The organism is Metamycoplasma equirhinis (genome assembly GCF_006385185.1).
In the GTDB taxonomy this organism is placed as follows: domain Bacteria; phylum Bacillota_I; class Bacilli_A; order Mycoplasmatales; family Metamycoplasmataceae; genus Metamycoplasma; species Metamycoplasma equirhinis.
This window is the reverse complement of record NZ_VFIX01000005.1, coordinates 59,555-84,014: the sequence shown is the minus strand read 5'-3', so window position 1 is coordinate 84,014 and position 24,460 is coordinate 59,555. Positions and strand designations below refer to the sequence as shown.

36 protein-coding genes and 1 rRNA gene are annotated in these 24,460 nt (G+C 30.1%); 2 read left to right on the top strand and 35 right to left on the bottom strand.

Annotated elements, in window-relative coordinates; genetic code table 4:
* The 32 genes from FJM08_RS02385 to FJM08_RS08030 form a co-directional block, all read right to left on the bottom strand.
* Nucleotides 1–92: ribosomal RNA gene (locus tag FJM08_RS02385) — 16S ribosomal RNA — on the bottom strand; the annotation flags it as partial.
* 198 nt (nt 93–290) lie between these two features.
* The gene (rpmF, locus tag FJM08_RS02380; RefSeq protein WP_140031612.1) at nt 291–488 is read right to left on the bottom strand and encodes a 50S ribosomal protein L32; all 198 of its coding nucleotides are present in this window, start codon (nt 486–488) and stop codon (nt 291–293) included.
* 40 nt (nt 489–528) lie between these two features.
* A complete protein-coding gene (gene rplQ / locus FJM08_RS02375) occupies nt 529–894 on the bottom strand; it encodes a 50S ribosomal protein L17 (protein ID WP_140031611.1) in 366 nt (121 codons plus the stop codon).
* A gap of 1 nt (nt 895) precedes the next feature.
* Nucleotides 896–1,972, bottom strand: a complete 1,077-nt coding sequence (locus tag FJM08_RS02370; protein ID WP_140031610.1) for a DNA-directed RNA polymerase subunit alpha — start codon at nt 1,970–1,972, stop codon at nt 896–898.
* Between the two features lie 22 nt (nt 1,973–1,994).
* Nucleotides 1,995–2,369, bottom strand: coding sequence for a 30S ribosomal protein S11 (gene rpsK / locus FJM08_RS02365; RefSeq protein ID WP_140031609.1), 375 nt, complete (start codon nt 2,367–2,369; stop codon nt 1,995–1,997).
* Between the two features lie 2 nt (nt 2,370–2,371).
* On the bottom strand, nt 2,372–2,740 hold the full coding sequence (rpsM, locus tag FJM08_RS02360; protein ID WP_140031608.1) for a 30S ribosomal protein S13: 369 nt from the start codon (nt 2,738–2,740) through the stop codon (nt 2,372–2,374).
* A 3-nt stretch (nt 2,741–2,743) separates the two neighbouring features.
* A complete protein-coding gene (rpmJ, locus tag FJM08_RS02355; RefSeq protein WP_140031607.1) occupies nt 2,744–2,857 on the bottom strand; it encodes a 50S ribosomal protein L36 in 114 nt (37 codons plus the stop codon).
* A gap of 12 nt (nt 2,858–2,869) precedes the next feature.
* Nucleotides 2,870–3,085, bottom strand: coding sequence for a translation initiation factor IF-1 (gene infA, locus FJM08_RS02350; protein WP_140031606.1), 216 nt, complete (start codon nt 3,083–3,085; stop codon nt 2,870–2,872).
* Nucleotides 3,085–3,837 (bottom strand): type I methionyl aminopeptidase, encoded by a 753-nt coding sequence (gene map, locus FJM08_RS02345; RefSeq protein WP_140031605.1) that lies wholly within the window; start codon nt 3,835–3,837, stop codon nt 3,085–3,087. Before map ends, infA begins: the two co-directional genes overlap by 1 nt.
* Nucleotides 3,831–4,496 carry an adenylate kinase gene (locus tag FJM08_RS02340; protein ID WP_140031604.1) on the bottom strand — a complete coding sequence of 222 codons (666 nt, stop codon included), beginning with the start codon at nt 4,494–4,496 and terminating at the stop codon, nt 3,831–3,833. Before FJM08_RS02340 ends, map begins: the two co-directional genes overlap by 7 nt.
* Complete coding sequence (gene secY, locus FJM08_RS02335) at nt 4,490–5,959, bottom strand: preprotein translocase subunit SecY (RefSeq protein WP_140031603.1); 1,470 nt, start codon at nt 5,957–5,959, stop codon at nt 4,490–4,492. The genes FJM08_RS02340 and secY overlap by 7 nt, the downstream gene beginning before the upstream one ends.
* Nucleotides 5,959–6,393, bottom strand: a complete 435-nt coding sequence (rplO, locus tag FJM08_RS02330) for a 50S ribosomal protein L15 (protein WP_140031602.1) — start codon at nt 6,391–6,393, stop codon at nt 5,959–5,961. Before rplO ends, secY begins: the two co-directional genes overlap by 1 nt.
* A gap of 14 nt (nt 6,394–6,407) precedes the next feature.
* Nucleotides 6,408–7,052, bottom strand: a complete 645-nt coding sequence (gene rpsE, locus FJM08_RS02325) for a 30S ribosomal protein S5 (RefSeq protein WP_140031601.1) — start codon at nt 7,050–7,052, stop codon at nt 6,408–6,410.
* Nucleotides 7,052–7,399: a 50S ribosomal protein L18 gene (gene rplR / locus FJM08_RS02320; protein ID WP_140031600.1), complete on the bottom strand. Its 348-nt coding sequence runs from the start codon at nt 7,397–7,399 to the stop codon at nt 7,052–7,054. The genes rpsE and rplR overlap by 1 nt, the downstream gene beginning before the upstream one ends.
* A gap of 20 nt (nt 7,400–7,419) precedes the next feature.
* Nucleotides 7,420–7,959: a 50S ribosomal protein L6 gene (gene rplF / locus FJM08_RS02315; protein WP_140031599.1), complete on the bottom strand. Its 540-nt coding sequence runs from the start codon at nt 7,957–7,959 to the stop codon at nt 7,420–7,422.
* A 13-nt stretch (nt 7,960–7,972) separates the two neighbouring features.
* The gene (gene rpsH, locus FJM08_RS02310; protein ID WP_140031598.1) at nt 7,973–8,386 is read right to left on the bottom strand and encodes a 30S ribosomal protein S8; all 414 of its coding nucleotides are present in this window, start codon (nt 8,384–8,386) and stop codon (nt 7,973–7,975) included.
* 2 nt (nt 8,387–8,388) lie between these two features.
* Nucleotides 8,389–8,574, bottom strand: a complete 186-nt coding sequence (locus tag FJM08_RS02305; RefSeq protein WP_140031597.1) for a type Z 30S ribosomal protein S14 — start codon at nt 8,572–8,574, stop codon at nt 8,389–8,391.
* A gap of 11 nt (nt 8,575–8,585) precedes the next feature.
* Nucleotides 8,586–9,149, bottom strand: a complete 564-nt coding sequence (gene rplE, locus FJM08_RS02300) for a 50S ribosomal protein L5 (RefSeq protein ID WP_140031596.1) — start codon at nt 9,147–9,149, stop codon at nt 8,586–8,588.
* Between the two features lie 14 nt (nt 9,150–9,163).
* Nucleotides 9,164–9,499, bottom strand: a complete 336-nt coding sequence (gene rplX, locus FJM08_RS02295; protein ID WP_140031595.1) for a 50S ribosomal protein L24 — start codon at nt 9,497–9,499, stop codon at nt 9,164–9,166.
* A 1-nt stretch (nt 9,500) separates the two neighbouring features.
* Complete coding sequence (gene rplN, locus FJM08_RS02290) at nt 9,501–9,869, bottom strand: 50S ribosomal protein L14 (RefSeq protein ID WP_140031594.1); 369 nt, start codon at nt 9,867–9,869, stop codon at nt 9,501–9,503.
* A complete protein-coding gene (gene rpsQ / locus FJM08_RS02285) occupies nt 9,862–10,146 on the bottom strand; it encodes a 30S ribosomal protein S17 (protein WP_140031593.1) in 285 nt (94 codons plus the stop codon). Before rpsQ ends, rplN begins: the two co-directional genes overlap by 8 nt.
* On the bottom strand, nt 10,146–10,346 hold the full coding sequence (gene rpmC / locus FJM08_RS02280) for a 50S ribosomal protein L29 (RefSeq protein ID WP_140031592.1): 201 nt from the start codon (nt 10,344–10,346) through the stop codon (nt 10,146–10,148). Before rpmC ends, rpsQ begins: the two co-directional genes overlap by 1 nt.
* A gap of 1 nt (nt 10,347) precedes the next feature.
* Entirely contained in the window at nt 10,348–10,785 is a 438-nt protein-coding gene (gene rplP / locus FJM08_RS02275; protein WP_140031591.1) for a 50S ribosomal protein L16, read from the bottom strand.
* Nucleotides 10,763–11,506 carry a 30S ribosomal protein S3 gene (gene rpsC, locus FJM08_RS02270; RefSeq protein ID WP_140031590.1) on the bottom strand — a complete coding sequence of 248 codons (744 nt, stop codon included), beginning with the start codon at nt 11,504–11,506 and terminating at the stop codon, nt 10,763–10,765. The genes rplP and rpsC overlap by 23 nt, the downstream gene beginning before the upstream one ends.
* The gene (gene rplV / locus FJM08_RS02265; protein WP_140031589.1) at nt 11,506–11,880 is read right to left on the bottom strand and encodes a 50S ribosomal protein L22; all 375 of its coding nucleotides are present in this window, start codon (nt 11,878–11,880) and stop codon (nt 11,506–11,508) included. The genes rpsC and rplV overlap by 1 nt, the downstream gene beginning before the upstream one ends.
* Entirely contained in the window at nt 11,880–12,155 is a 276-nt protein-coding gene (gene rpsS, locus FJM08_RS02260; RefSeq protein ID WP_140031588.1) for a 30S ribosomal protein S19, read from the bottom strand. Before rpsS ends, rplV begins: the two co-directional genes overlap by 1 nt.
* The gene (gene rplB / locus FJM08_RS02255) at nt 12,155–13,000 is read right to left on the bottom strand and encodes a 50S ribosomal protein L2 (RefSeq protein WP_140031587.1); all 846 of its coding nucleotides are present in this window, start codon (nt 12,998–13,000) and stop codon (nt 12,155–12,157) included. Before rplB ends, rpsS begins: the two co-directional genes overlap by 1 nt.
* A 96-nt stretch (nt 13,001–13,096) precedes the next feature.
* Complete coding sequence (gene rplW / locus FJM08_RS02250; RefSeq protein ID WP_140031586.1) at nt 13,097–13,543, bottom strand: 50S ribosomal protein L23; 447 nt, start codon at nt 13,541–13,543, stop codon at nt 13,097–13,099.
* Nucleotides 13,543–14,508 carry a 50S ribosomal protein L4 gene (rplD, locus tag FJM08_RS08040; RefSeq protein ID WP_140031585.1) on the bottom strand — a complete coding sequence of 322 codons (966 nt, stop codon included), beginning with the start codon at nt 14,506–14,508 and terminating at the stop codon, nt 13,543–13,545. Before rplD ends, rplW begins: the two co-directional genes overlap by 1 nt.
* Complete coding sequence (gene rplC, locus FJM08_RS08035; RefSeq protein WP_140031584.1) at nt 14,508–15,326, bottom strand: 50S ribosomal protein L3; 819 nt, start codon at nt 15,324–15,326, stop codon at nt 14,508–14,510. The genes rplD and rplC overlap by 1 nt, the downstream gene beginning before the upstream one ends.
* Nucleotides 15,327–15,380: 54 nt before the next feature.
* Nucleotides 15,381–15,689, bottom strand: a complete 309-nt coding sequence (gene rpsJ / locus FJM08_RS02235; protein ID WP_241864029.1) for a 30S ribosomal protein S10 — start codon at nt 15,687–15,689, stop codon at nt 15,381–15,383.
* 748 nt (nt 15,690–16,437) lie between these two features.
* Nucleotides 16,438–17,805 (bottom strand): hypothetical protein, encoded by a 1,368-nt coding sequence (locus FJM08_RS08030; RefSeq protein WP_140031583.1) that lies wholly within the window; start codon nt 17,803–17,805, stop codon nt 16,438–16,440.
* Between the two features lie 302 nt (nt 17,806–18,107).
* Here FJM08_RS08030 and FJM08_RS08025 point away from each other — a divergent pair, with 302 nt between their 5' ends.
* Entirely contained in the window at nt 18,108–20,495 is a 2,388-nt protein-coding gene (locus tag FJM08_RS08025; RefSeq protein WP_140031582.1) for a phosphoketolase family protein, read from the top strand.
* Nucleotides 20,496–20,565: 70 nt separating this feature from the next.
* Complete coding sequence (gene rpmE, locus FJM08_RS02220) at nt 20,566–20,784, top strand: 50S ribosomal protein L31 (protein ID WP_140031581.1); 219 nt, start codon at nt 20,566–20,568, stop codon at nt 20,782–20,784.
* A 36-nt stretch (nt 20,785–20,820) separates the two neighbouring features.
* On the opposite strand, the gene FJM08_RS02215 is transcribed toward rpmE, so the two are convergent.
* The 3 genes from FJM08_RS02215 to ileS form a co-directional block, all read right to left on the bottom strand.
* On the bottom strand, nt 20,821–21,096 hold the full coding sequence (locus FJM08_RS02215; protein ID WP_140031580.1) for a hypothetical protein: 276 nt from the start codon (nt 21,094–21,096) through the stop codon (nt 20,821–20,823).
* Nucleotides 21,097–21,165: 69 nt separating this feature from the next.
* The gene (locus FJM08_RS08020) at nt 21,166–21,792 is read right to left on the bottom strand and encodes a signal peptidase II (protein WP_140031579.1); all 627 of its coding nucleotides are present in this window, start codon (nt 21,790–21,792) and stop codon (nt 21,166–21,168) included.
* Entirely contained in the window at nt 21,785–24,448 is a 2,664-nt protein-coding gene (gene ileS / locus FJM08_RS08015; protein ID WP_140031578.1) for an isoleucine--tRNA ligase, read from the bottom strand. The genes FJM08_RS08020 and ileS overlap by 8 nt, the downstream gene beginning before the upstream one ends.
* Nucleotides 24,449–24,460: the final 12 nt, after the last annotated feature.

The window sequence follows — 24,460 nt, the reverse complement described above, 5'->3', positions numbered from 1 at the left end:
TCGCCGCTAGGCTATTGCTAGCCTCGCTCGACATGCATGTATTAGGCACACAGCCAGCGTTCATCCTGAGCCAGGATCAAACTCTTAATATTTGATTTTGGTTAGTTATTTTATTATTGTTTTTTTTAAATTGACGTTATGGTATTCGTATCCAGTTTTCAAAGAACTATCATACACGTTTTTTAATATATAAAGACGTGTATTAGAATTATACATTTTTTTGTTTTGCATGTACAAAAATAATCAGGTTTTTTGTTAAAAAAGACGGGCACACTTGCTCGCCTCATTTATTATTTAATTTTATCATTAAATGCGTTTTTTAAAACTTTACTTCCCTTGTAAAATCCACAATATTCACATGCTTGATGAGGAATAATTAATTGTTTACAGTGAGAGCATTCCACAACTGTAGTTGCATCTAAAGCATGGTGGCTTCTTCTTAGGTGTTTTCTTTGCTTAGATGTTTTTCTTTTTGGTACTATTGCCATAATATTTTCTCCTTAAATAAATTTTGATTTAAATTAATGATTAAACTAATTGAATAATAGCCATCTTAGCATTATCGCCTAAGCGATTTGAAATTTTAATTATTCTTGTATATCCACCATTGCGTGATTGATATTTTTGTCCTAAAACATCAAATAAATATTGTAATGAATCTTTTGAAGCATCTTGTGAAGGAATTATTCTTAAAAAACTTGCAGCTTGTCTACGTGATGCTAAAGTATTTTTCTTTGCTAAAGTAATCATTTTTTCAGCATTAGATTTGATTCTCTTAGCTCTTTCTAATGTTGTTTTAACTTGGCCGTGAATCAATAAATCGGTAACTAAAGATCTTTCCACATGGTTTCATCATTCTGTATTTCTACGGAATACTTGTTTTGGATTTGCCATTTTATTCTTCTCCCTCTTCAGTGTTAGTATCTGATTCTTTTTTCTCTTCGCTATTTACTTCTAATTCACTACTATTTGCATTCTCGGCACGTTTCTCCATTCAATTTCTACGTTTGTCAACAATATCTTGAACAGATTTTTTTCCTAAATTTTTGATATTTGAAAGTTCTTCATCGCTTAATTTTTCAAGTTCATCAATTGTGTTAAATCCGGCACGTTTCAAAGCGTTCAATGAGCGAATTGTTAAATTTAATTTTTCAATTGAAATTTGAGCTCTTGGTGTTTTTTCTTTCTTTTCTTTATTTTCATCAAATAAATTAATTGTTTCAAGGGCATCAATATTACCGATAATTTGGAAATGTGCAACAATAATTTTTGCAGCTTGTTCCATTGCTTCCTTTGCTAAAACAGTTCCATCGGTTTCAATATTTATTTTTAAACGTTCTTCAATTGTTTTTGATGAGCTGTTTAAATCTTCATATGAAATTCCGCATTTTTTAACAGGGCTAAAATCACTATCAATGGCTAAAATTTGTCCATTTTCAATTTTGCTTACTAATTTTGACCCATATTCAGTGATAACTGATTTATTTTCTTCGAAATCAATAAATCCGCGACCGGTACGTAAAAATAAATCAAATTCTAATGTTGCACCATCTGATAATGTTGCAATGTGTTGATCTAAATTAACAATGTCTAAGCCAGGAATGCTTTCAATATTTGAAGCGGTAACTTCACTTTCATTATTAGAGTTTGTGAATTTTAAAGAAACTTTTGCTAAGTTGTCTTTAGTAAATATTTCAGGGTTGTAAGTAAAGCGAATTTTTCTTATATTTGCAACTAGAGTTATTGCATCTTCTTTAATACCGGGAATAGTTTGAAATTCGTGTTCCACGTTATTAATTTTTATTGCAAATGGAGCAACAGAAGTGATTGATGATAGCAATGTTCTTCTAATTACTGTTCCCATTGTATTACCATAACCGCGCATTAATGGTTCAATAACAAATGTTGTTTTAAAATCACTTTCCTTTTCAGCTACTAATTCTTTATATGTAATTTTTTGAATTTTTTCCATATTAATTCTCCTTACGATTTACTTATGCTCTTTTAAGAATTTTCTTAGGAGGACGAGTTCCATTATGTGGGGTTGGGGTTACATCTTTAACATCTTTAACAGTAAAACCACTAGTTTCAACTTGTTTTCTTGCTGTTGATTTTCCGGGTCCGATTCCTTTAACTAAAATCGTTACCTCTTTTAAACCAAATTCTTTAGCTTTTTCAACTGCTGCAGCAGCTGCTAGTCCAGCAGCATATGGGGTCTTTTTCTTGGTTCCCTTATATCCAATTGCGCCTGAAGAACTTCAAGCAAAAACATTTCCCTTCAAATCTGAAAATGAAACAATAGTGTTTTGGTAAGTTGAATGAATATGCGCTATACCTTGGGTAATAACTTTTTTATTTTTCTTAGCCATTATTATTTACCTTTCTTTCCTGCTATTGTTTTTCTTGGACCTTTTCTTGTACGGGCGTTTTTTTTGGTTGATTGGCCACGAACAGGTAGTCCTTTTCTGTGTCTTAAACCACGATATGATTTAATTTCCATTAATCTTTTGATGTTTAAGTTAATATCACGTCTTAAATCACCTTCGGTGGTATATTTTTTGGCTTCATCTCTAATACGAGTTAATTCTTCTTCTGTCAAATCTTTAACTCTTTTTTCGCCATCGACATTTGCATCTAACAAAATTTTTGCAGCAAGGGGTCTACCAATACCAAAAATATATGTTAGCGAAATACGAGCTTTTTTATTATTTGGAATTTCAATATTTAAAACTCTAGCCATATTTTATCCTTGTCTTTGTTTATGTTTTGGATTAATACAAATAACTCTATTAATTCCGTTTCTTTTAATTATTTTACAATCTTTGCAAATACGCTTGATTGAAGCTCTAACTTTCATGATTTCTCCTTGTTATTTGCGTCTAAAAACAATTCTACCTTTTGTCATATCATAAGGGCTTAGTTCAACATCAACTTCATCTCCGGGAATCATTTTAATATTATGCAATGACATTTTTCCCGAAATAAAACCTTTAATAGTTAACCCATTATCTAACAAAACATCATAATCTTTTGTTGAGTGTTTTTTGGTAATTTTGCCTGACATTTTTATTGCGTCTTTTGCCATTAAATGTTGTCTCCTGATAGAATGTATGCTTGATCATTGTCAATTAATACTGTTTGTTCGTAATGAGCAGTATTTAATTTAAATGGATCATAAACCGTTCAATCATCATCTTTAACTAATACATTCTTTGATTTTTGTAATATCATCGGTTCAATGCAAATCACCATACCATTACGAATAATAGCACCTGTATTAGCTAATCCGTCATTATATACATATGGATCTTCGTGTAAATTTCTTCCAATTCCATGGCCTGTATATTCGTCAGGGGTAAAATATCCACGTTTGCGAATTAAATTACCAATAGCATTGGAAATATCACCGATTCTCTTGCCAACTTTTATTGCATTAAAGCCAGCATAGAAAGCGTCTTTTGCAACTTGAATTAATTCCTTATCCTTTGCGCTAATATTGCCAACACCTTTGGTAAATGCTGAATCAGAGTAATACCCTTCTCAAATTACACCGGTGTCAATTTTAACAATATCGCCATCTTTAACAATGTAATCGCTAGGAATTCCGTGAATTAATTCCTCGTTGACGGAAATGCAACAAGTTCCAGGAAAGCCATATTGACCTAGAAATGCTGGTTTTCCACCTCGTTTTACTATTTCTTTAAAAGCGACGCTATCAATTTCTTTTAAAGAAACGCCTGGTCTTATGAAGTCCCATAAAATGGTTTTAACTTCTGCCAAGATCGAACAGGCTTTTTTTATTTTTTGAATTTCAAATTGGTTTTTAATAATTATCAATTGAGTGCCTCCTCAATATCCAATATAACTTTATCAATATTTTGATAACTATTAATTCTAATTAACAAGCCTTGATTTTCATAATTTGCAATTAAACATTCAGTTTGTTCTTTGTAAACCGCTAAACGCTTTTCAATTACCTCAGGTTCATCGTCTGGGCGTTTAATAATTTTTGACTCACATTTTGAACAAACGTCGCCATGTAATGGAGGGAATAATTCAAGATGATAAATTGTTTTGCAATTTGGGCAAACACGACGCTTTGATAAACGATCAATAATTTGTTGCTTTGTTATTTCTAACAAAATAACATTACCGATTTTAATATTTTTATTTTCTAATGATTTTAAAAAATTCAATTGATCAATTGTTCTTGGATATCCATCTAAAATAAATGGCTTATTTTCCGCAACTAATTGACTTAATTTTTTTTCTACTAGTTCATTAGTTAATGCATCATCAACGTATTTGCCTGAATCAAGTATATTTTTAATTTTTAACCCTAATGGAGTTTGATTTTTTATTTCAGCACGGAACATATCGCCGGTTGATAATTGAAGGTAATTATATTTTTTTACTAACATACCAGCAACTGAACCCTTGCCAGCTCCAGGCGCGCCTAAAAATATTAAATTAGGTTTTTTGCAATTGTCTATCATATTAAATCTTCTTCTTCCTCTCCATACATTTCTTTTAGTTCGCGAATTTTTCTACGTTTTCTTGCTAATTCTTGTGATTTGTATCTTGCCTTAATTTGTTGCACAGTTTCATAAGCTGTTGAAACTAATATCATTACGCTTGTTCCACCAAAAGCAATTCCCGGTGGCATACCAAACATTTGTTGCACAAACTGTAAAGCTCCAAGAAATATCAAATACCCCGTTGAAAAAAACGATAATCTTAATACTATATTTAATAAATATGTCTCAGTTTGTTCACCAGGTCTAACACCAGGAATAAATGAACTATTCTTTGCAAAGTCCTCACTAATTTTATCAATTCTAGATTGTTGAATTCCCATTAGAATTGTCAATCCAAACGTAATTAAAATAAATAGAAAGAATCCAAGTGGTTGTGTTAGTTGAAAATTAGCGTACACTCATTGATGGAATTTGCTAGTGTTAGGATCGAACAAGTTAGCAATCATTGTTGGAACGCTAAGCACCATCATTGCAAAAATAACACTCATTATTCCCGCAGGATTAGCTTTAATTGGCAAGAAACTTAATTCTTTTTCATCTTTCGAAAGTCCAGCTCCAACTTGTTGAATTGGAATATGTCTTTCGGCAATTGTGAAGATGACAATTATAAATATAGTCAATAAATAAGACAAAATGTAAACTGAATAATTAATGATTTCTTTTAAAACCAAATTGCTTTGTTTAATAGAAGGCATGTAATATTCAAATGCCTGTCTAAATGTAGGAATTAAAGCACTCGCTATTCCTACAAAAATCATAATACTAGTTCCATTCCCAACTCCTTTATTTGTAATTTGTTCACTTAAAAATAAAGATAGAAATGAACCTGCCACCAATATCATTGGCAAAATAAAATATTGATAAGCAACGGTTCCTTTTGGACCTAATAATTTCGTTAGTTTGGGATCAAATGTTATCCCAAACCCTGTAGTTGGATTTACTAATGCTTTTGTAATCAATAATGCTTGAATTATTGCAAAAGCAAATGTAATTCCATAAGTTATAAAGTTAATTTTTATACGGCCTTGAGGACCAGATTGACTTAATCTATGAATTGCTGGAAACGCTTTTGTTTGTAAAATCATTAGTACTAAACTAGATGATATAAACGGCCCAATTCCGAGCGCAACAATTGAAAATCGCCTTAGCCCTCCGCCACCAACTAAATTCAAAATACCGAAAAAATCTCCTTGACCGAGTTTATCGGTATTAGTTAAATTTATGCCGGGAATAGTAATGGTTCCAATTGCTAGAAAAATAGTAATAATAAAGAGCGTGAAAAGAATTTTTTTGAATAAATCATGATTTTTTCATCATTCAGTTCATATGCTATGTTTTTCAGTTAAAAACTTATCGATCGCCAATTTGCGTTCGATTTTATCTTCATTCACTTCTTTTTCTAACTTAATTTTTTTTGCCATTATTTAACCTCGATTTTGCCCCCGACTGATTCAATAGCTTTACGAGCAGATTTTGAAAGTGAAAATACTTCCACATTCAATTTTTTTGTTAATTTGCCATTACCTAAAATTTTAACAGGTAAAGGTCTTTTAATCAAGCCTTTTTCAAATAAAGATTCATATGAAACAACTTCATTATCTTTATATGATTTTTCTAAATTCTTTAGATTCACAACTTGATATTCAACATGGTTAACGTTTGTAAAACCACGTTTTGGAATTCTTCTAAATAATGGAAGTTGTCCACCTTCAAATCCCAATCTAACTGTACTTCTCTTGGTTTGACCACTTTGTCCTCTACCAGCTTGTTTACCTTTACCGGCAGCATGTCCACGACCAACACGATGTTTTTCTTGACGTGCACCTGGGGTAGATTTTAAATTATTCAATTGCATTTTTACTCCTTAAATTACTTAGATAATAAATATTTAACATCAATATCACGTAATTTAGCGATATCTTCAACTGTTCTAATTTTCTTTAATGCATTAATAGTAGCTTGGACAATGTTTTGTTTTGTTCTCGAACCATAAGTTTTAGTTGAAATATCAGTATAACCTGCCAATTCAACAACAGCACGAACGGTGTTTGAAGCAATAATTCCAGCACCTTTAGGAGCGGGACGTAATTGTATTTTTGAAGCTAAGAATTTTTCATAAACTTCATGAGGAATTGTTCCGTTAACCACTGGAACTGAAAAAATATTTTTTTGTGCATTTTTAACAGCTTTTTTAATAGCATCTTGAACTTCATTTGCTTTTCCGTGACCGAATCCAACTTTAGATTTTTTATCGCCAACAACAACATAAGCTGAGAACGAGAATCTACGACCACCCTTAACAACTGTTGTAACACGAGCAATATCAATAACCTTTTCTTCGTAAAGTTTTGGTTGTTGTGCTTGAAATTTACGATCTGAGAATTGTCTTGGTTTTTTGTCGTTATGCTCAGATTTTTTTACTGTTGAAGATGGTTTTTCAGATTTCTTTGATGCGGTAACAACTTTTGTTGCTTCTGCTTTTTCATCAACTGGTTTAATAATTTCGTCTGCCATTAGAATTTAATCCCTTCTTCTCTTAATGTATCACAAAATGCTGCTAATTTACCGTGGTATATATAACCTGAACGATCAAATACGATTGATTCGATTTTAGCTGTTTTTAAGTTTTTAGCAAATATTTTTGCTACTAATTTAACACTATTAATATTATTTCTTTTTTCTGCTAATTCTTTTGATGAAGCTGAAGCTAATGTAGTGTGATTTAAATCATTAATTGCTTGCGCATAAAAGTTATGTAATGATTTGAATACTACAACACGTGGGACTTCGGAAGTACCTTTTGCTAATTTATTAGTTATTTTTAAATGTTTTGCTTTTCTTTTTTGATTTCTAGATAACATATTAAACTCCTATATAACTACTATTTAGCAGCAGTTTTTCCTTCCTTGCGTCTGATAACTTCACCTTTGTACATAATACCTTTTCCAGAATATGGGCTTGGGCGTCTTATGTCTCTTATATTAGCAGCAAATTCACCAACAGCTTGTTTACTGATTCCTGAAATAACAATATTTGTTGGTTTCACAACTTCAATTTTTAAGTTTTCTGGTATTTCTACCATAACTGGGTGTGAATATCCAGCGATAATTTCGATTTCTTTTCCCTTTTGTGTTGCTTTATATCCAACACCTTTAATTTCGATTTCTTTTTTGTAACCTTCAGAAACACCAATAATCATATTTTTTATGTTAGCATTTGTAGTTCCGTGTAATTGTTTTGTAGTTTTTTCTTCGTTTAGTCTTAGAGTTTGAAGTTGATTGTTTTCGATTTTTACTTGAATTAATGGTGAAAAGGTATATTCTAATTCACCTAATTTACCTTTAACAGTAATATGGTTATTTTCCAATTTAATTTCAACACCAGTAGGAATTTCTAAAATTCTTTTTCCGATTCTAGACATTATTTATCCTTAATTATCATATAAAGGCAATTACTTCGCCACCTAAGTTGGCTTTTCTTGCTTCTTTATCAGTTAATAGACCTTTTGAAGTTGAAATAATAGCTGTACCATATCCGCTTAATACCCGTGGTAATTTATCACTTGGTGAATATACTTTCAAACCAGGTTTTGAAACTTTTTTCAATCCTGAAATAGCAGATTGATTTTGATTCATCCCTTTATATTTCAAAGTTATTTTGATTTCGTTAAATGATGTTTTTTCATTTTTAATAACTTCGAAATCCACAATGTAACCTTCATTTTTAATAATTTCAAGTATTTTTTCCTTTTTTATTGAATAAGGTAATACAACTTCGTGATATTTACGCGAAATAGCATTTCTCATTCTTACAAACATATCTGCAATTGGGTCAATAATAATTGCCATAATTATCAGCTCGCTTTCTTTACACCAGGAATTTTTCCTTCGTGTGCTAATTCTCTAAAACAAATTCTACAAATTTTATATTTACGTAAAACCGCGTGAACTCTTCCACAAATCTGACAACGTGTATATTTTCTAACGCTAAATTTTGGTTCGCGTTCAGCTTTAATCATTAAAGATTTTCTTGCCATAAATATTCTCCTTAATTATTACCTTTAGCGAAAGGTATTCCTAAATGTTTCAATAAAGAATAGGCTTCTTTATTTGATTTTGCGTTGGTTACAATAATTACATCCATACCTTTTAATTTACGGATTTTATCAAATGAAATTTCTGGGAAAATAATCTCTTCTTTAATACCGATCGCATAATTTCCGCGACCATCAAATGACTTTAGTGATGTTCCATTGAAATCACGTACACGTGGTAAAGCAATGTTAATCAATTTAGTTAAAAATGATCACATTTTTTCGCGTCTTAATGTAACTTTTCCGCCCATTGGCATTCCTTCACGTAATTTTCATGAAGCTAATGATTTTTTGGCGGTAGTTTGATATGGCTTTTGGCCTGTAATTTGAGCCAATTCGCTCATAACTTCTTCGATAGCTTTTGAGTTTGAAACTTCGTTTCCGGCAGTCATGTTGATAACAATTTTCTCTAGTCTAGGAACTTGCATTACACTACTGTAATTAAATTCTTTAACTAATTCTGGACGAATAACTTCCAAATATTTTTTTTCTAATGCTAATTTTTCAGATTTTGCCATATTAGTCTCCTAAATTAAATTGTTTTGTTAACTTTCTTCATAACTCTTTGTTTTTTGCCGGTTTTGCTATCAATTTTTCATCCTATTTTTGTTCCAACTGAATGTTGACCTTCAGCGCCTTTTTTTGCCAAGTAAGCAACATTTGAAATGTGAATAGGATATTCTTTTTTTTCAATTTTTCCTTCAGTGTTTTCTTGTGAAGGTTTGTGGTGTTTGGTTTTCATATTAACTTGTTTTAATGTTACAGTTTGGTTTTTGGCATCAGTTGCTAAGACAGCAGCGAATTTTCCTTTATCCTTACCAGCAATTATTAAAACCATATCGTTTTTTCTAATTTTAGCTTGAGCCATATTATAAAACCTCCGGCGCTAATGAAATAACCTTTAAATAGCCCTTGTCACGTAATTCACGAGCAACAGGGCCAAATACCCGTGTTCCTCTTAGTGAACCATCTTCTTTAATTAATACAACAGCATTATCATCAAATCTAATGTATGAACCATTTTCACGTGTTAAACCTCTTTTTGTTCTAACGATTAGTGCTTTAACAACTTGTCCTTCTTTTACAACGCCATTAGGAATAGCTTTTTTAACTGTTACAACAACTACATCGCCGATGTTAGTTGATTTAACGATTGAACCACCTAAGTTTTTGATAATCATGACTTCTTTTGCGCCCGAATTATCAGCAACGTTACATCTAGAAAATTCTCTAAGCATTTTCGTTCCCTTCAATTGCGTGTTGTCTAATTTCAACTAATCTAAAGTGTTTAGTTTTTGATAATGGTCTTGTTTCTTGAATTTTTACAACATCGCCAATTTTAGCAATATTGTTTTCATCGTGAACTGCAAATTTCTTTGATTTTTTGAAACGTTTTGAGTATAATGGGTGTTTTTCATATGTCTCAACAACGACAGTAATTGTCTTGTTATTTTTTATTGAAACAACAGTACCAACCAAAATTTTACGGTGGTTTTCTCTAATTTGAACTTCCATTATTTATCTCCTTCCATTTTTTTGGCGTTTAATGCAGTTAATATTCTTGCAATGTCTTTTTTAACTAAAGAAATTTTGTGTACTTGGTCTAATTGGCGAGTTGCATTTTTGAAACGTAAAGAAAATAATTCAGCTTTTAAATCTGCCAATAATTTTTCCAATTCTTGAGTAGATTTTTCTTTTAATTCTGAATATGTCATATTACATTTCCTCCTTAACTTGAGCAACTGCTTCTTTTGCGACTACTTTTCATGTTACTGGTAATTTATGTCCGCCCAATCTTAAAGCTTCTTTCATTACGGTTTGATCGTTTCCGAATACTTCAAACATAACTGTGCCTTCTTTAACAACTGCAAATCATTGATCTGGGCTACCTTTACCTGAACCCATACGAACACCAATTGGTTTTGAAGTTTTTGACATGTGTGGGAAAATTTTAATAATAACTTTTCCTTCACGACCCATATGACGGGTTATAGCAATACGGGCAGCTTCAATTTGTCTTGCGCTAATTCATGCTGAATTTGTAGATTTTAGTCCAAATTCACCAAATGAAACGGTGTTATTTCTGTGCGCTTTAACCTTGTCGTGACGGATACGAAACATTTTTCTATGTTTAGTTCTTTTTGGTTGAAGCATGTTTTTCGCCGTCCTTTCTTGGTCTAGGTTTTCTTTCTTTTAAAACTTCTAACATTTCTTGTTGTTTTTGCTTTTCAACATCACCAAGAATTTCTCCTAATGATAATCAAACTTTAACACCTAAGATTCCATATGTTGTTTTAGCAATTGTAACTGCATAATCAACATCTTGTCTTAACGTATGAAGTTTCATTTCACCTTCAGTATAACCTTCAGTTCTAGCCATATCAACACCATTTAAACGACCTGATACTGAGGTTTTAATTCCTTTTGCACCAGCTTTCATAGCACTTTTAATTGCAAATTTTTGTGCCAATCTAAAGCTACCACGGTTTTCTAATTTAATTGCAATACCTTCAGCTAAAAGTCTTGCGTTTAAATCTGGATTTTTTAATTCAATAACATTAATAGTTATGTTAGCTTTTTTATTTTTGATGAATTTTTTAAGTTGTAAAGTTAGTAATTTAACGTTTTCACCATTGGTTCCTAAAAAGGCGGCAGGCTTTGCGGTATGAACTAAAACAATCACATGACCTTGTTGATCACGATTAATTTGAACTTTTCCGATTAAATATTCACGAACTCTTTTGTCAAAAAAAGTATAAATTTTTTGATCTTCTAATAATAGAGTAGCAAAATTAGCTTTATCAGAATATCAAATTGTGTTTAATGGTTTTGTAACTCCATAACGGAAGCCATTTGGATTAACTTTTTGTCCCATTATTTATCTCCTTCAGATATTGGAAGTTCAGATACTTCGATGTAAAAATGACTAGTTCTTTTTAAAATAGCATATGCTCTACCTTTTGAATGTGGTTGAAATCTTTTTAATGTAGGTCCATCGTTAACAAGAATTTTTGAAACAAATAGTTTAGTTGCATCAAGTCCTGCGTTATTTGTTGCATTTGCAATTGCAGAATTTAAAAGTTTAAGAATAATTTCACAAGCTTTTTTGTTTGTTGTTTTTAATATAACTAATGCAGAAGTTACACTTTTATTGCGAATTAAGTCTGCTACTAATCTAGCTTTTCTTGGGCTAATTCTTTGCATTTTTACTGATGCGTGTGCTGTTTTATCAAATAGTATGTCAGTCATTATTTTTTACCTTTATCAGCACCATGGCCGTTAAATGTTCTTGTGGGTGCAAATTCACCTAGTTTATGACCTACCATGTCATTTGTAACAAATACATCAATAAATGTATGTCCGTTATGAACTTGAAATGTTAACCCAATAAAGTCAGGATAGATAGTTGAACGTCTTGATCATGTTTTGATAGGGCGTTTTGGAGCCTTGTTTTCATTGATTGCAACAACTTTTTTCATTAGATGATCATCAACAAATGGAGCTTTTTTCAATGAACGAGCCATTATTTACTTTCCTTTCTTCTTCTAATAATAAATTGATTTGATGCTTTTTTAGTTGCTCTTGTTTTAACGCCAAGTGCTTTTTTGCCTCATGGAGTCATAGGACTTTTTCTACCAATAGGTTGGTGACCTTCACCACCACCATGTGGGTGATCATTAGGGTTCATAGCCGAACCTCTAACTGTTGGTCTAATTCCTCTTAATCTATTTCTACCAGCTTTACCAATATTTACTAATGAGTGTTCTTCGTTTCCTACTTCACCGATTGTTGCACGGCAAATTCCTAAAACTTTTCTAACTTCGCCAGATTTTAATCTTAAAATTACATATCTGCCCGATTCATCTTTACCCAAAATTTGTGCTGAACTACCAGCTGAACGAGCGATAATTCCACCTTGTTTTGGTTGTAATTCTATGTTGTGAACAAATGTACCTTCAGGCATATCTTTTAATGCCATGTGATTTCCAATTTGAATATCAACTAAATCACCTGATAAGATAACTTGTCCGATTTTGATTCCTTTTGGTGTGATAATATATCTTTTTTCACCATCTCTATACACAACTAATGAAATATTTGCTGATCTATTTGGATCGTATTCAATAGTTTTAACTGTTGCAGGGATTTCATCTTTATTTCTTTTAAAGTCGATAATACGATAGAATCTTTTTAATCTGCCACCGTGATGACGAGTGGTAATTTTTCCTTGATTATTTCTTCCTGAATGTGTTGGAAGTGCTACAAGCAATGACTTTTCAGGTTTATTTCCTGTTAAATTTGCTTGATAATCAAGAGAAGACATATTACGGCGACCGTTTGTATAGGCTTTAAATTTTTTAATAGCCATAATTGTTTCTCCTTTTCTTAAAAATATTGTTTTCTTTTAAGAATAATCATAATTAATTAAATGTAAAAATTAATTTTATAGTTAATGCAAAATTAATTATTCTTCTTTAGATGCTTCTGCCTTGTTAGTTTCTTTTGCTTCTTTTTCAGCAGCAGCTTTTTTAATTTTTTCAGCAGCCTTTAATTCAGCTTCAGATACTTCTTTTTCAACTTTTTCGGTTTTTTGTTTTTCTTTAGCTTCTTTAGCGGCTTCTTTTGCTTCTTCTGCAAATAAAACGATTTTTGAATTCTTATCTAGATATACAATTGCTTTTTTAACGGCATTTTTAAATCCTGAGAATCTTCCTAATTTAGCAGGTTTTTTGTCGTAATTTTGGATATTTACTTTTAAAACTTTTACATCAAAAATAAATTCAACAGCTTTTTTAACTTCAATTTTGTTTGTGCGTTTATCAACAACAAATGTATAAACATTATCGTTAGATCTTGCTATTTCAGATTTTTCTGTTAAAACAGGGTATTTAATGACTTCATTAATATTCATTATTTTGCCATCCCTTCTAAGTATTTAACATCTGCTGCAGATAATACTAAAACATCAGCTGCAAGCAATGATTCGATTGATAAACTTGTAACTTTTGTTACCGAAACATTTGGTAAGTTTCTTGCTGATAGGAAAACTGTTTCGTTATTTGAAACGATCAATATGTTATTTAATGATGCAATATTATCTTTTGATAATTCAATTAGCAATCCTCTTGTAGAGATCTTTTCTAGATTGTATTCTTTCACTAAAACTGCGTTATCCTTAGCAAGCAATGATAGTACTGAGAATAAAGCATTTTTTCTAGCTTTTTTGTTTATTTTTAAATTGTAATTTCTTTCAACTGTTGGTCCAAATACTTTTCCACCACCAACAAATATTGGCGATCTTAATGAACCAGCGCGCGCATTACCAGTATGTTTTTGGTCTCATGGTTTTTTACCAGAACCACTAACTTCGCCACGAGTTTTAGTTTTATGAGTAGCTAAACGTTTTGAGCCACGTTCTGATAAAATTGCATCAAAAATAGATTGACTGTAAATTTTTTCTAAACCAAAAACTAATTTTGGTAAATTGTCCGAAGAAAATTTTGTGTGTTTTTCTTCTGTCTTTTTAACTGAGATAGGGGTTTTTTTAACAGGGGCCTTATCGACTAAATTTTCATTTTCAATAAACTCAATTGCTTTAGAGTTTTCAACTTTTGCGCTTTCAATCTTAGATACAATAACTTTAGCTTTTTCGATATTAACTGATCCACGATAAGCACCATCACGATGAAATCAAACACGTGTATCAACTTTTGCCTTTTCTGAAACTTTAATAAATTCTTTTACAGCATCAATAAAGTTTTCAAAATTTGCTGAAACTTTTTGATTTGCTTTTTTGAAATTAAATGAAACATTTTTGTTAGCATCCGTTTTTTCAGAAATGTAGTATTTTTCAATTAATGTTGATTGTTCAGCCATTATTTGTTTTCTCCCTCTGTTTGTGATGCTTTTTCAGCGTTAGCAATAGCTTCGTCCAACGCTGCTTTCATGTCTTTTAGCGACATTTCCATACTTAATTCCAAATTGTATTTTTTTGCTTGTTCAAAAATTTCGTTTTTAGCCAAAGCTTCTTTTAAGTTAACAAGTTTAATTGCTTCTTTAGATTTAATTGATTTTTTGGTTTCTTTAATAACTACAAAAGCGCCTTTAGCACCGGGAACACTTCCCTTGATTAACAATAGATTGTTTTCAATATCTTCTTTAACAACTTCTAGATTTTGAATTGTAACTTGTTCTGTTCCAAGGTGACCTGGCATTGTCATACCTTTTCAAACTCTATTGCCAGAGATATCGCCAATCGAACCAGTTTGTCTAATAGGTTGTGAACCACCACCACCACCATGAGATTTAGGCCCAATATGTTGGTTTCATCTCTTGATAGCACCAGCAAATCCTTTTCCTTTCGAAATAGCTGTAACATCAACAATATCACCAGCACTAAAGAATGAGGCATCGATTGTATCACCTAAGCTAAATCCAGACATGTCACGGATTTCCTTTACGAAGCGCTTAGGTGTTGTGTTTGCTTTTTTGAAATGATTGATTTCAGGTTTTTTAATTTGTGATTTTTTCTTATCTTCAATAGATAGTTGAGTTGCAACGTATCCATTTTTTTCTAAGCTAAGAACATTAGTAACAACATTTGGTTTAACTTCAATTATTGTGATTGGTATTAATTTACCATCGGCCGTAAATAATTGAGTCATTCCAACTTTTCTTCCTAAGATTCCTTTCATTTTTATCCTTTCATAAATATTTGTTGTTCTTATAAAAATAAAAAACAAATTCTGTTATTTGTTAACAGATTTTAAACTTATTTGAACTCCCGCTGGCAATTCTAATCTTTTAGCTTTATCAATTAATGATTCGCTAACATTGCTTAAAACGATTAAACGTTTGTGAGTTCTGCTTTCAAATTGTTCACGAGATTTTTTATTAACGTGAACAGATCTTAAGATAGTGATAATTTCTTTATGTGTTGGTAAAGGAATAGGCCCACTAACTTCGGCTTTTTCTGCCTTAGCTAATAAAACCACTTTTTTAGCAGCATCATCAACTAATTGAGCATCAAAAGCTTTAATTTTGATTTCTAATTTCATAATTTGTTCTCCTTCTTCATTTACGAAGTAACTCCACACAAGTTATCGATTTTCGAGATGAACAACTAAGCTCGGCATATCGTAACCTTGTGCTTCTTGGTTTGTAGTTGCATTGTTAATTATAACAAATAATTTTTTTTACGTATAAAATCGTATTTTTTGTGAAAAAATTATTGCTTTTAAATAAAAATTTATCTTATAAAGTCAGTTAAGAAAGTTAAAAATTGAACTAAAATAAATAAATTTTTCAACATGTTTTAAATCGCAATGAAAATTCAACATTAAACATGAAAAATGTTGCGCATAAAATAAATATGATCTTAAATAAGCGCTATTTTAGAATCTGCTTTAGTTAATTTGAATATATAGACAAATTAAAATAAACATATTTTATTACTAAACTAATAGCAAATTTTATTTTCACGAAGATTTAATATTTCACGAAATTGAAGTAAATATAGATGGTGAATATAGCGAATTTAATTACGTATTAGAGTTGTTATATTTATATTTATGATTACATTATAATATTTGAATTTTGCAATTTACTTTTATATAAACTAATAGTGAAAACAATATGAAATTTTTGATTAATTATTTATGTTTTTTTAATTATGTTTTTGTAAATTTAAAAACACAAATAGCATAGTTTCAAGATACAAAATTCAAATATAATTGAATAACCGAATTATATAAAATGCAAACACTTTTTTCAAGTGTTGCACTTCACGTTACAATGTGTTGACTTTTAATCAGCAAAGCCTTCAATATCTATGTTAAATGTGGCAATTTGATCGCCGTCAGGATATTGTTGAAAAATTGTTAAGGTTAATTTTTTGCTATTATTGCTTCAACCAATTTTACTTAGTCTATATTTATATTTACCAGATTTACTTGTCACAATAATATCTTTATTTGTGTGATTTTTATCAATATCTTTAAATGAAATTGTTCCAAATTCTTCTTTTGCTTTGCCTTTAACTTTGATAATGATATCATCTTTGTCTTCTGGAAGCATTTCTTCTTTAAAACCTGTTAATTGAGTTGATTCTTCTGTTGTAAATTTACCATCTTTTGTTGTTATTTTAAGATAAACTGTAATTTGTTTACCTCTCTTTTGAACATTTAAGCTTGAAATTTCATATTCGAAATCACCAGATATAGAACTAACTGAAAATTTATCTTTTGAAGCCGCAACTTCAAAGCCTGTTTTATCTTTGTATTGTGATTCGTCAAGACCTTCAATAGTGATTTTAGCATCATTTTTGCTTCATTCGAATTTTTTGAATCCAGTGATTTTTGTTCCAGGAGTTAATTTTTCGTGAGTTGTTTTATTAGTTAAATTAATAAAAATTATTCCTTGTTTAACATTTACAATAGTAGAAATTTCATAGTTTTTAGGATCTAGTTTATCATTTTCAAATGTTAAAATAATATTTTCTTTTTTGATCTCATTTACTCAATGGTTAGCATATCTTTCTTTTGGAATATCCTTAATGGTAATTTCTTTTATCTTTTCTTTAATTTCCGTATCTTTTTTAAAACCAATTATTTCTTTTTCAAATTTAAATTCATATTTAACATCATTTTTGCTAGCTTTAATTATCACATTAGCTACTTGTGAACTTCAAATTTTAAATGATTCAACAACATAGGTCCATCCGCTAATTTTATTTTCAACAATAATTTTATCTAATGTTAGTTCATTGATATCTAGAGTATCTATATTTTTTACCGAAAGTTTTACTTTTTCTTTAATTTCCATTTTTTCGGCTTCTATATCCCGTATATTTACAAAGCCGGTCACTGTTTTTCAAACAACGTATTCCTTTTTGGTTTTTAGGTTGACAATTGTTATTTTGATTGTTGCGTGATTATTTACCTCATCCTTTGCTGTTACTTCGGCGCTTTTGATTTCATATCCTTTAGGAGCAATTATTTTGAAATCGTCTTTTGTAAAATCTTTAATTCATGAATTTTTAACGTTTGCGTCAACTATTGTTTCTTTTTCAATTTGTGCCTGCGACAATTCATCTTTACATGATATTGCAATTATTGATGTAGGAATAATTGCAGCCAAAATTAATGATGTATTAACTAGAATTTTCTTTTTCATAAATTTCCTTTCAAATAATAAAGTACAAAATAAAAGTACTATATCTTTATTTTACTCCGTCTTTTATCTTTTATTTTTTTATAAATAAAAAACATAAAAAAATGGGATAAATTTTCACAAATTTAGACAATAAATCGTAATTTGATTTAAATGTTATATTTAAATTATTTTAATTACCTATTTGTTAAATAAAACAAAAATTTTAGATTCTCATTTGCTATAATTAAGACCCTAAAATTTAGTACAATTATAAATATATAAGGTAAGCGTTTTACTAATAAAAACAAATTAAATGAGGCAAAATGAAAAAAAATTTTTATAACAACAATAATTATTTTAAAAAGATAGATAAATGGTTTAGGGCTGCAAATTATCTAAGTGTAGCACAAATATATTTGCGCGATAATCCGCTTTTGAAAACCAAATTAACTAAAGAAGATATTAAACTATATCCAATTGGCCATTGAGGGACAATACCTGGGCAAAATTTTATATACGCACATTTAAATCGAGTTATTAATAAATATAATTTGAATATGTTTTACATTGAAGGCCCCGGCCACGGTGGCCAAGTTATGATATCGAATTCTTATCTTGATGGTTCATATACCGAAATATATCCTGAAATTGAAGAAAATGAAACAGGGCTAAAAAAACTATGCAAAAGATTTTCATTTCCTGGCGGAACCGCAAGTCATGCTGCACCTGAAACACCTGGATCAATTCACGAGGGTGGTGAATTAGGTTATTCATTAAGTCATGCAACTGGCGCAATTTTAGACAATCCGGATTTGATTGCTGCGACAGTTATAGGCGATGGCGAAGCTGAAACTGGTCCACTTGCGACCGGATGATTTTCAAATGTATTTATTAATCCGGTAAATGATGGCGCAATTTTACCAATTCTTCATTTAAACGGTGGAAAAATATCGAATCCAACAATTTTGTCACGTAAATCTAATAACGAGATAAAAAAATATTTTGAAGGAATGGGTTGAAAACCAATCTTTGTTAAATGAAATAAAAATTTAACAAATATCGCAATGCATAAGTTAATGGCTAAAAAATTAGACATTGCAATTCAAATGATAAAAAATATTCAAAATAATGCTAGAAAAAATCCGGCTTCTGAAGCCAAAAGACCAACGTGACCAGTAATTTTGCTATATACCCCTAAAGGTTGAACAGGACCAAAAGAATGAGATGGAGAAGTAATCGAAGGTAGTTTTAGAGCGCACCAAGTACCTATTCCTGTGAGTGCATTTAAAACTGAAAAACTTGAAGAATTGGAAAAATGATTAATGTCATATAAACCAGATGAGTTATTTGATGAAAATGGAAAAATTCTTGCCGAAATTAGAGATTTGGCACCTAAAGGTTTGAAGCGTATGGCTGTTAATCCAATCACAAATGGTGGAATTAATGCAAAACCTTTAACATTAACTAATTGAGAAGAATTCGCCGTTGATATTAAATATCCTGGCTCGGTTAAATCACAAGATATGGCAGAAATGTCAAAATATATCGCGAAAATTATTTTGAATAATAAAGATAATTTTAGAGTATTTGGTCCAGATGAAACTAAATCAAATCGATTATTTGAAATTTTTAAAATAACTAAACGTCAATGATTAGAAAAAACCTCAAAAACGTTAGATGAATGAATAGGACCCGAAGGCAGAATCATAGATTCGCAATTAAGTGAACACCAAGCTGAAGGCTTTTTAGAAGGTTATGTTTTAACAGGAAGACATGGATTTTTTGCTTCATATGAGGCATTTCTAAGAGTAGTAGATTCTATGATTACACAACATATCAAATGATTAAAAAAATCTTTAGAGCTGCCTTGAAGAAAAGATTATCCATCACTAAATATTATTGCTACTTCTACTGCTTTTCAACAAGATCATAATGGTTACACACACCAAGACCCCGGACTATTGGGACATCTTGCTGATAAAAGGCCCGAATTGATTCGCGAATATTTACCAGCGGATAGTAATTGTTTGTTAGCAGTAATAAAAAAGAGTTTTGAGGAAAAAAATTCAGTCAATTTAATAGTTGCCTCTAAACAACCAAGAGAACAATTTTTTAATATAAAAGAAGCAAGCGAGTTAGTATCAAAAGGATATAAAGTAATTGATTGAGCTTCAAACATCAAATCAAACGAAGAACCTGACATTGTTTTTGCTGCAGCTGGTGTAGAACCAAATTTAGAAACATTGGCAGCAATCTCTATTATTAACAAAGAATTTCCAAAATTGAAAATTAAATACATTAACGTGGTTGATTTACTAAAACTAAGATCACCAAAAATAGATAAACGTGGAATCAATGATAAAGAATTCGACAAATTATTTACAACTAATAAGCCAATAGTGTTTGCATTTCATGGATTTGAAGGATTAATTCGCGATATTTTCTTTAATAGAAATAATCACAATTTGATTGTGCATGGTTATCGCGAAAATGGTGATATAACAACTAGCTTTGATATTCGTTTACTTAGTGAAATGGATAGATTCCATATTGCTATTGATGCTATCAAATCATTAAATTTGACTAATGGAAAAGCATTTATTGATAAAATGAATAAAAAAATTAAAAATCATCGTAAATATATTTTGGAATATGGATATGATATGCCTGAAATAATAAATTGAAGATGAGAAAATATTAATAAAAAATAACAAACTAAATTTTTAGCTTTATGATAAAATAAACCTTAGTTAATTAACATAAAATATATAGGAGCACATTATGAATAAAGATATTCATCCAAAATATAACCAAATTAAGGCTACATGTACTTCATGTAATGCTGAATTTGAATTTGGTTCAACAGCTGAAAAAGTTAGCTTAGATGTTTGCTCTAATTGTCACGCATTTTATACAGGAAATCGTAGCGATGTTAAAGCACGTGGACGTGTAGAAAGATTTAACAAGATATTAGAAAAATCTAAAAAAACTTCTAATTAGCAAATAATAAAATCAGGCTTAAAACCTGATTTTATTTTAAAAACAATAGTGAAATCCTATATTATAGCCAATGTTGCTTTCGTTATTGTCTCATTTTACATTAAAGCCATCTTTAGTTTTGATTTCGCCTTTTGACGCATTGGCAATTTTAGCTATTCCTGTTAAGGCGCCAACAGCACCAATCGCGACAGGAACAAAAGATAAAATAGTTGATATTAAAGTAGTAATAGCAAATCCACCAAATATTTGTTTTGCTCTTTTACTGTCAATAATTTTAAAACCAGACAAATTTCCTCCTTTCGTTTCAATCATAATTCTTGAACTAATAAATATGCTAGATTAGTGAAAAAATAAAGAAAACGCCGCAAAGGGCGTCACATATTAATTTGTTGAAAAATGACTTTCGTTATCTTCTTCGGTATATTTAACAACTTCATTATTAATAGTTTTTTGTTTTTTTTCTTGAACATAGTTAATAATAGAAATTACAGTTATTGAGATTACTATTCAAATTCCGCCTAAAACCAATCAAACATCGGCGAAATTAAATGTGCCATAGTCAGCTCAAGGAAAATTAATAATATCTCTAACACCGTCGAATTTAAAACGATCAAACATATTACCAAATGAACCCGATGCCGCTAAAGCAAGACCAGCAATAACTCATCAATACTTTTTCCCATGTAACATTAAAGATACAAATAAAGTTACAAGAATTATTAGAATACTAACAGTATGAAGTCCTGGCTTTGAAAGTCCAATTTCTAGTGTTGTGCCTCGGTGAAAAACAGATCAAAATCTTATAAATGAATTAGAAACAATAGTATATTGTTTTGAGGAATCATCTATCGCACGTTTATCAAAAATAAATTCTTTTGTTAGTAAATCAATTAATATGCCGCCAACAAAAATTCCTAAATAAACAGCTAAATTTATTAAAATTGATTTTCACTCTTTTTTTCAATATTCCTTAGTAAAAAAAGGTATGGTTTTCTTTGTTTTATTCATTTATAACCTCTTTACATCTCAAACAAATTTCAAGGCTATCATCAAAATTATCATTTTTGAAATGGTTCCAGCATCTTAAACATTTCTTAGATGGTAATTTTTTTACTAATGTTTCCTTTCCAAATTTTACATCTGCAACCATAAACAATTTAGTTAACGGCAATGATTTTATTCAAGGTGATTCAGAAAAAATTTCCACGAAAGCTTCATTTTGTCTTTTGATTGTTTGGTCTTTAATTTTTTCTTCAATTAAACGATAAATTAAATTCTTTAATTCAAAAAATTCCGCCCATTTATTTTCAAGACTATTGTCAATGCCAACATTCTTTATAAATGGAAGTAAATGCACAGATTCAAGTTTTTCCGGCGAATTATAATATGAATAAATTTCTTCGCAGGTCGTTGGCATGATTGGTGCAAGCGCTCTTATTAACAACATAATAACTTCTGAGAATATATATTGAACTTGGCGTCTTTCGACATCATCTTGTTTATTTAAATAAAGGATATCTTTAGTGATAGAAATATAGTAACTACTAAAATCAATAATAAAATTATTAATATTTTTAATAACATTGACAAAACGATATTGTTCAAAATCATTAAATAAAGTAGTTTCTAAATTTCTAATTTTTTGAAGCATTAACTCGTGTATTGAATCAGTTTTTACCTTTTTAAAATCAAAATCAGAAATGCCGCCTAACATGAATTTAATTGTGTTTCTAAATTTACGATAAATTTCGATAGTTTGATCAAGAATTTTATCATCAATGGTTACATCTCCAGTGTATTCTGAATTTGCTGCTCATAGTCGTAAAATATCGGCGCCATATTTATCAACAACTTTTAATGGGTCAACAACATTTCCCTTAGATTTAGACATTTTTTGACCCTTGCCATCTAAAACAAATCCATGAGATAGTAAAGCTTTAAAAGGACTTTCATTTTTTCATGCAACAAAATTAATTAATGAACTATTAAATCAACCACGATATTGATCAGAACCTTCTAAATATAAATCATATGGAGCCTTAACATTATCTATTTCAACACTCATTGCAGTTGAACCTGAATCAAATCAAACGTCCATGATATCAGTTTCTTTACTAAAACCTAAATTGCGGTATTTTTCTGGCAGCAAATCATCGACTTCGCGTTCATATCAAACATCAGAACCGTATTGTTCAACTAAATTAATTACATAATCAAAAATCTCATTTTCAATGACAGGATTTTTATTTTTATCATAAAAAATAATAATAGGTACACCTCAAGTTCTTTGACGTGAAATACATCATGTTTCCCTGTTTTCAAGCATTAATGAAAGGCGCTTTTGGCTTCAATCATTAAAGGTTTTAACATGTGAAAGTACGGAAATAATATTATCTTTAATAGGCTTTAATGAAACAAATCATTGTGGTGTTGCACGATACATAATTGGTAAATGTGTTCTTCAATCATGCGGATATGAATGTTTGATCTTTTTGAATGCTAAAAGTAAACCATTACTTTCCAAAAATTGGCCAATTTTTGGATTTGCATCATCATAAAACAAATTAGCAAATTGTAAGGCATTTTGGTTAAGAATGCCGTCATCATTAACATGCATAATTTTTTTAAGATTATTTTTTGTACCAATATTAAAGTCGTCTTCACCAAAAAGCGGTGCCATATGCACTAATCCTGTTCCAGATTCTAAAGTAACATGATATCCTTCAACAACAGGACAATTTAAATTATTAATAGGACTTATATAGGTTAAAGATAATAATTCTTGACCTAAAAATTCTCTAATTATTTCATATGAATCTCATTTGGCTATTTCGCAGAAATTTCTAAACAATTCTTTTGCAATTACATAATTTTTGTTTTCGTGTTTAACTAATAAATAAGTAAAATCTTTATTTATTGCAACACCACTATTAGCAATTAATGTTCATGGTGTTGTAGTTCAAATAACCAAATAATCATCTTTTTTAACAAATTGATTTCCACTATTAACTTTAAATGCAACATATAAAGATGGTGAAATGTGGTCTGCGTATTCAACTTCAGCTTCAGCTAAGGCCGATTGCGATGAAGGTGATCAATAAATTGGTTTTAAATCTTTATAAATCAAGCCATCATTCACCATTTTTTGGAATAAGCGTAATTGTTTTGCTTCAACTTTTTTATCTAAAGTAACATAGAATTTTTCAAAATCAGCCAATAATGCTAATTTTTTAAATTGATTTTTTTGGTTTTCAACTTGCTGCAAAGCATATTTAGCTGCATTTTTACGTAATTCGATTGGAGAATAATCTTTAGTTTGTTTTTTGGAATCGGAAAGCATTTTGTGTTCAATTGGTAAACCATGAGTATCTCAACCGGGCACATATGGCGAATAGTATCCCTGCATATTTTTAAATCTAATTATTATATCTTTTAAAATTTTATTTAACGCGTGACCAACATGAATATTTCCGTTTGCATATGGTGGGCCGTCATGTAAAATAAAACTTTTATTGCCTTTGTTTCTTTTTAGAAGTTTTTGATAAATTTTATCGTTTTCTCATTTTTTAATATATTGTAATTCTTTTTCAACTAAATTTGCTTTCATTGAAAACTCAGTATTAGGCATCAAAAGTGTATTTTTATAATCTTTTTTTTCTTCCATAATCTCTCCATT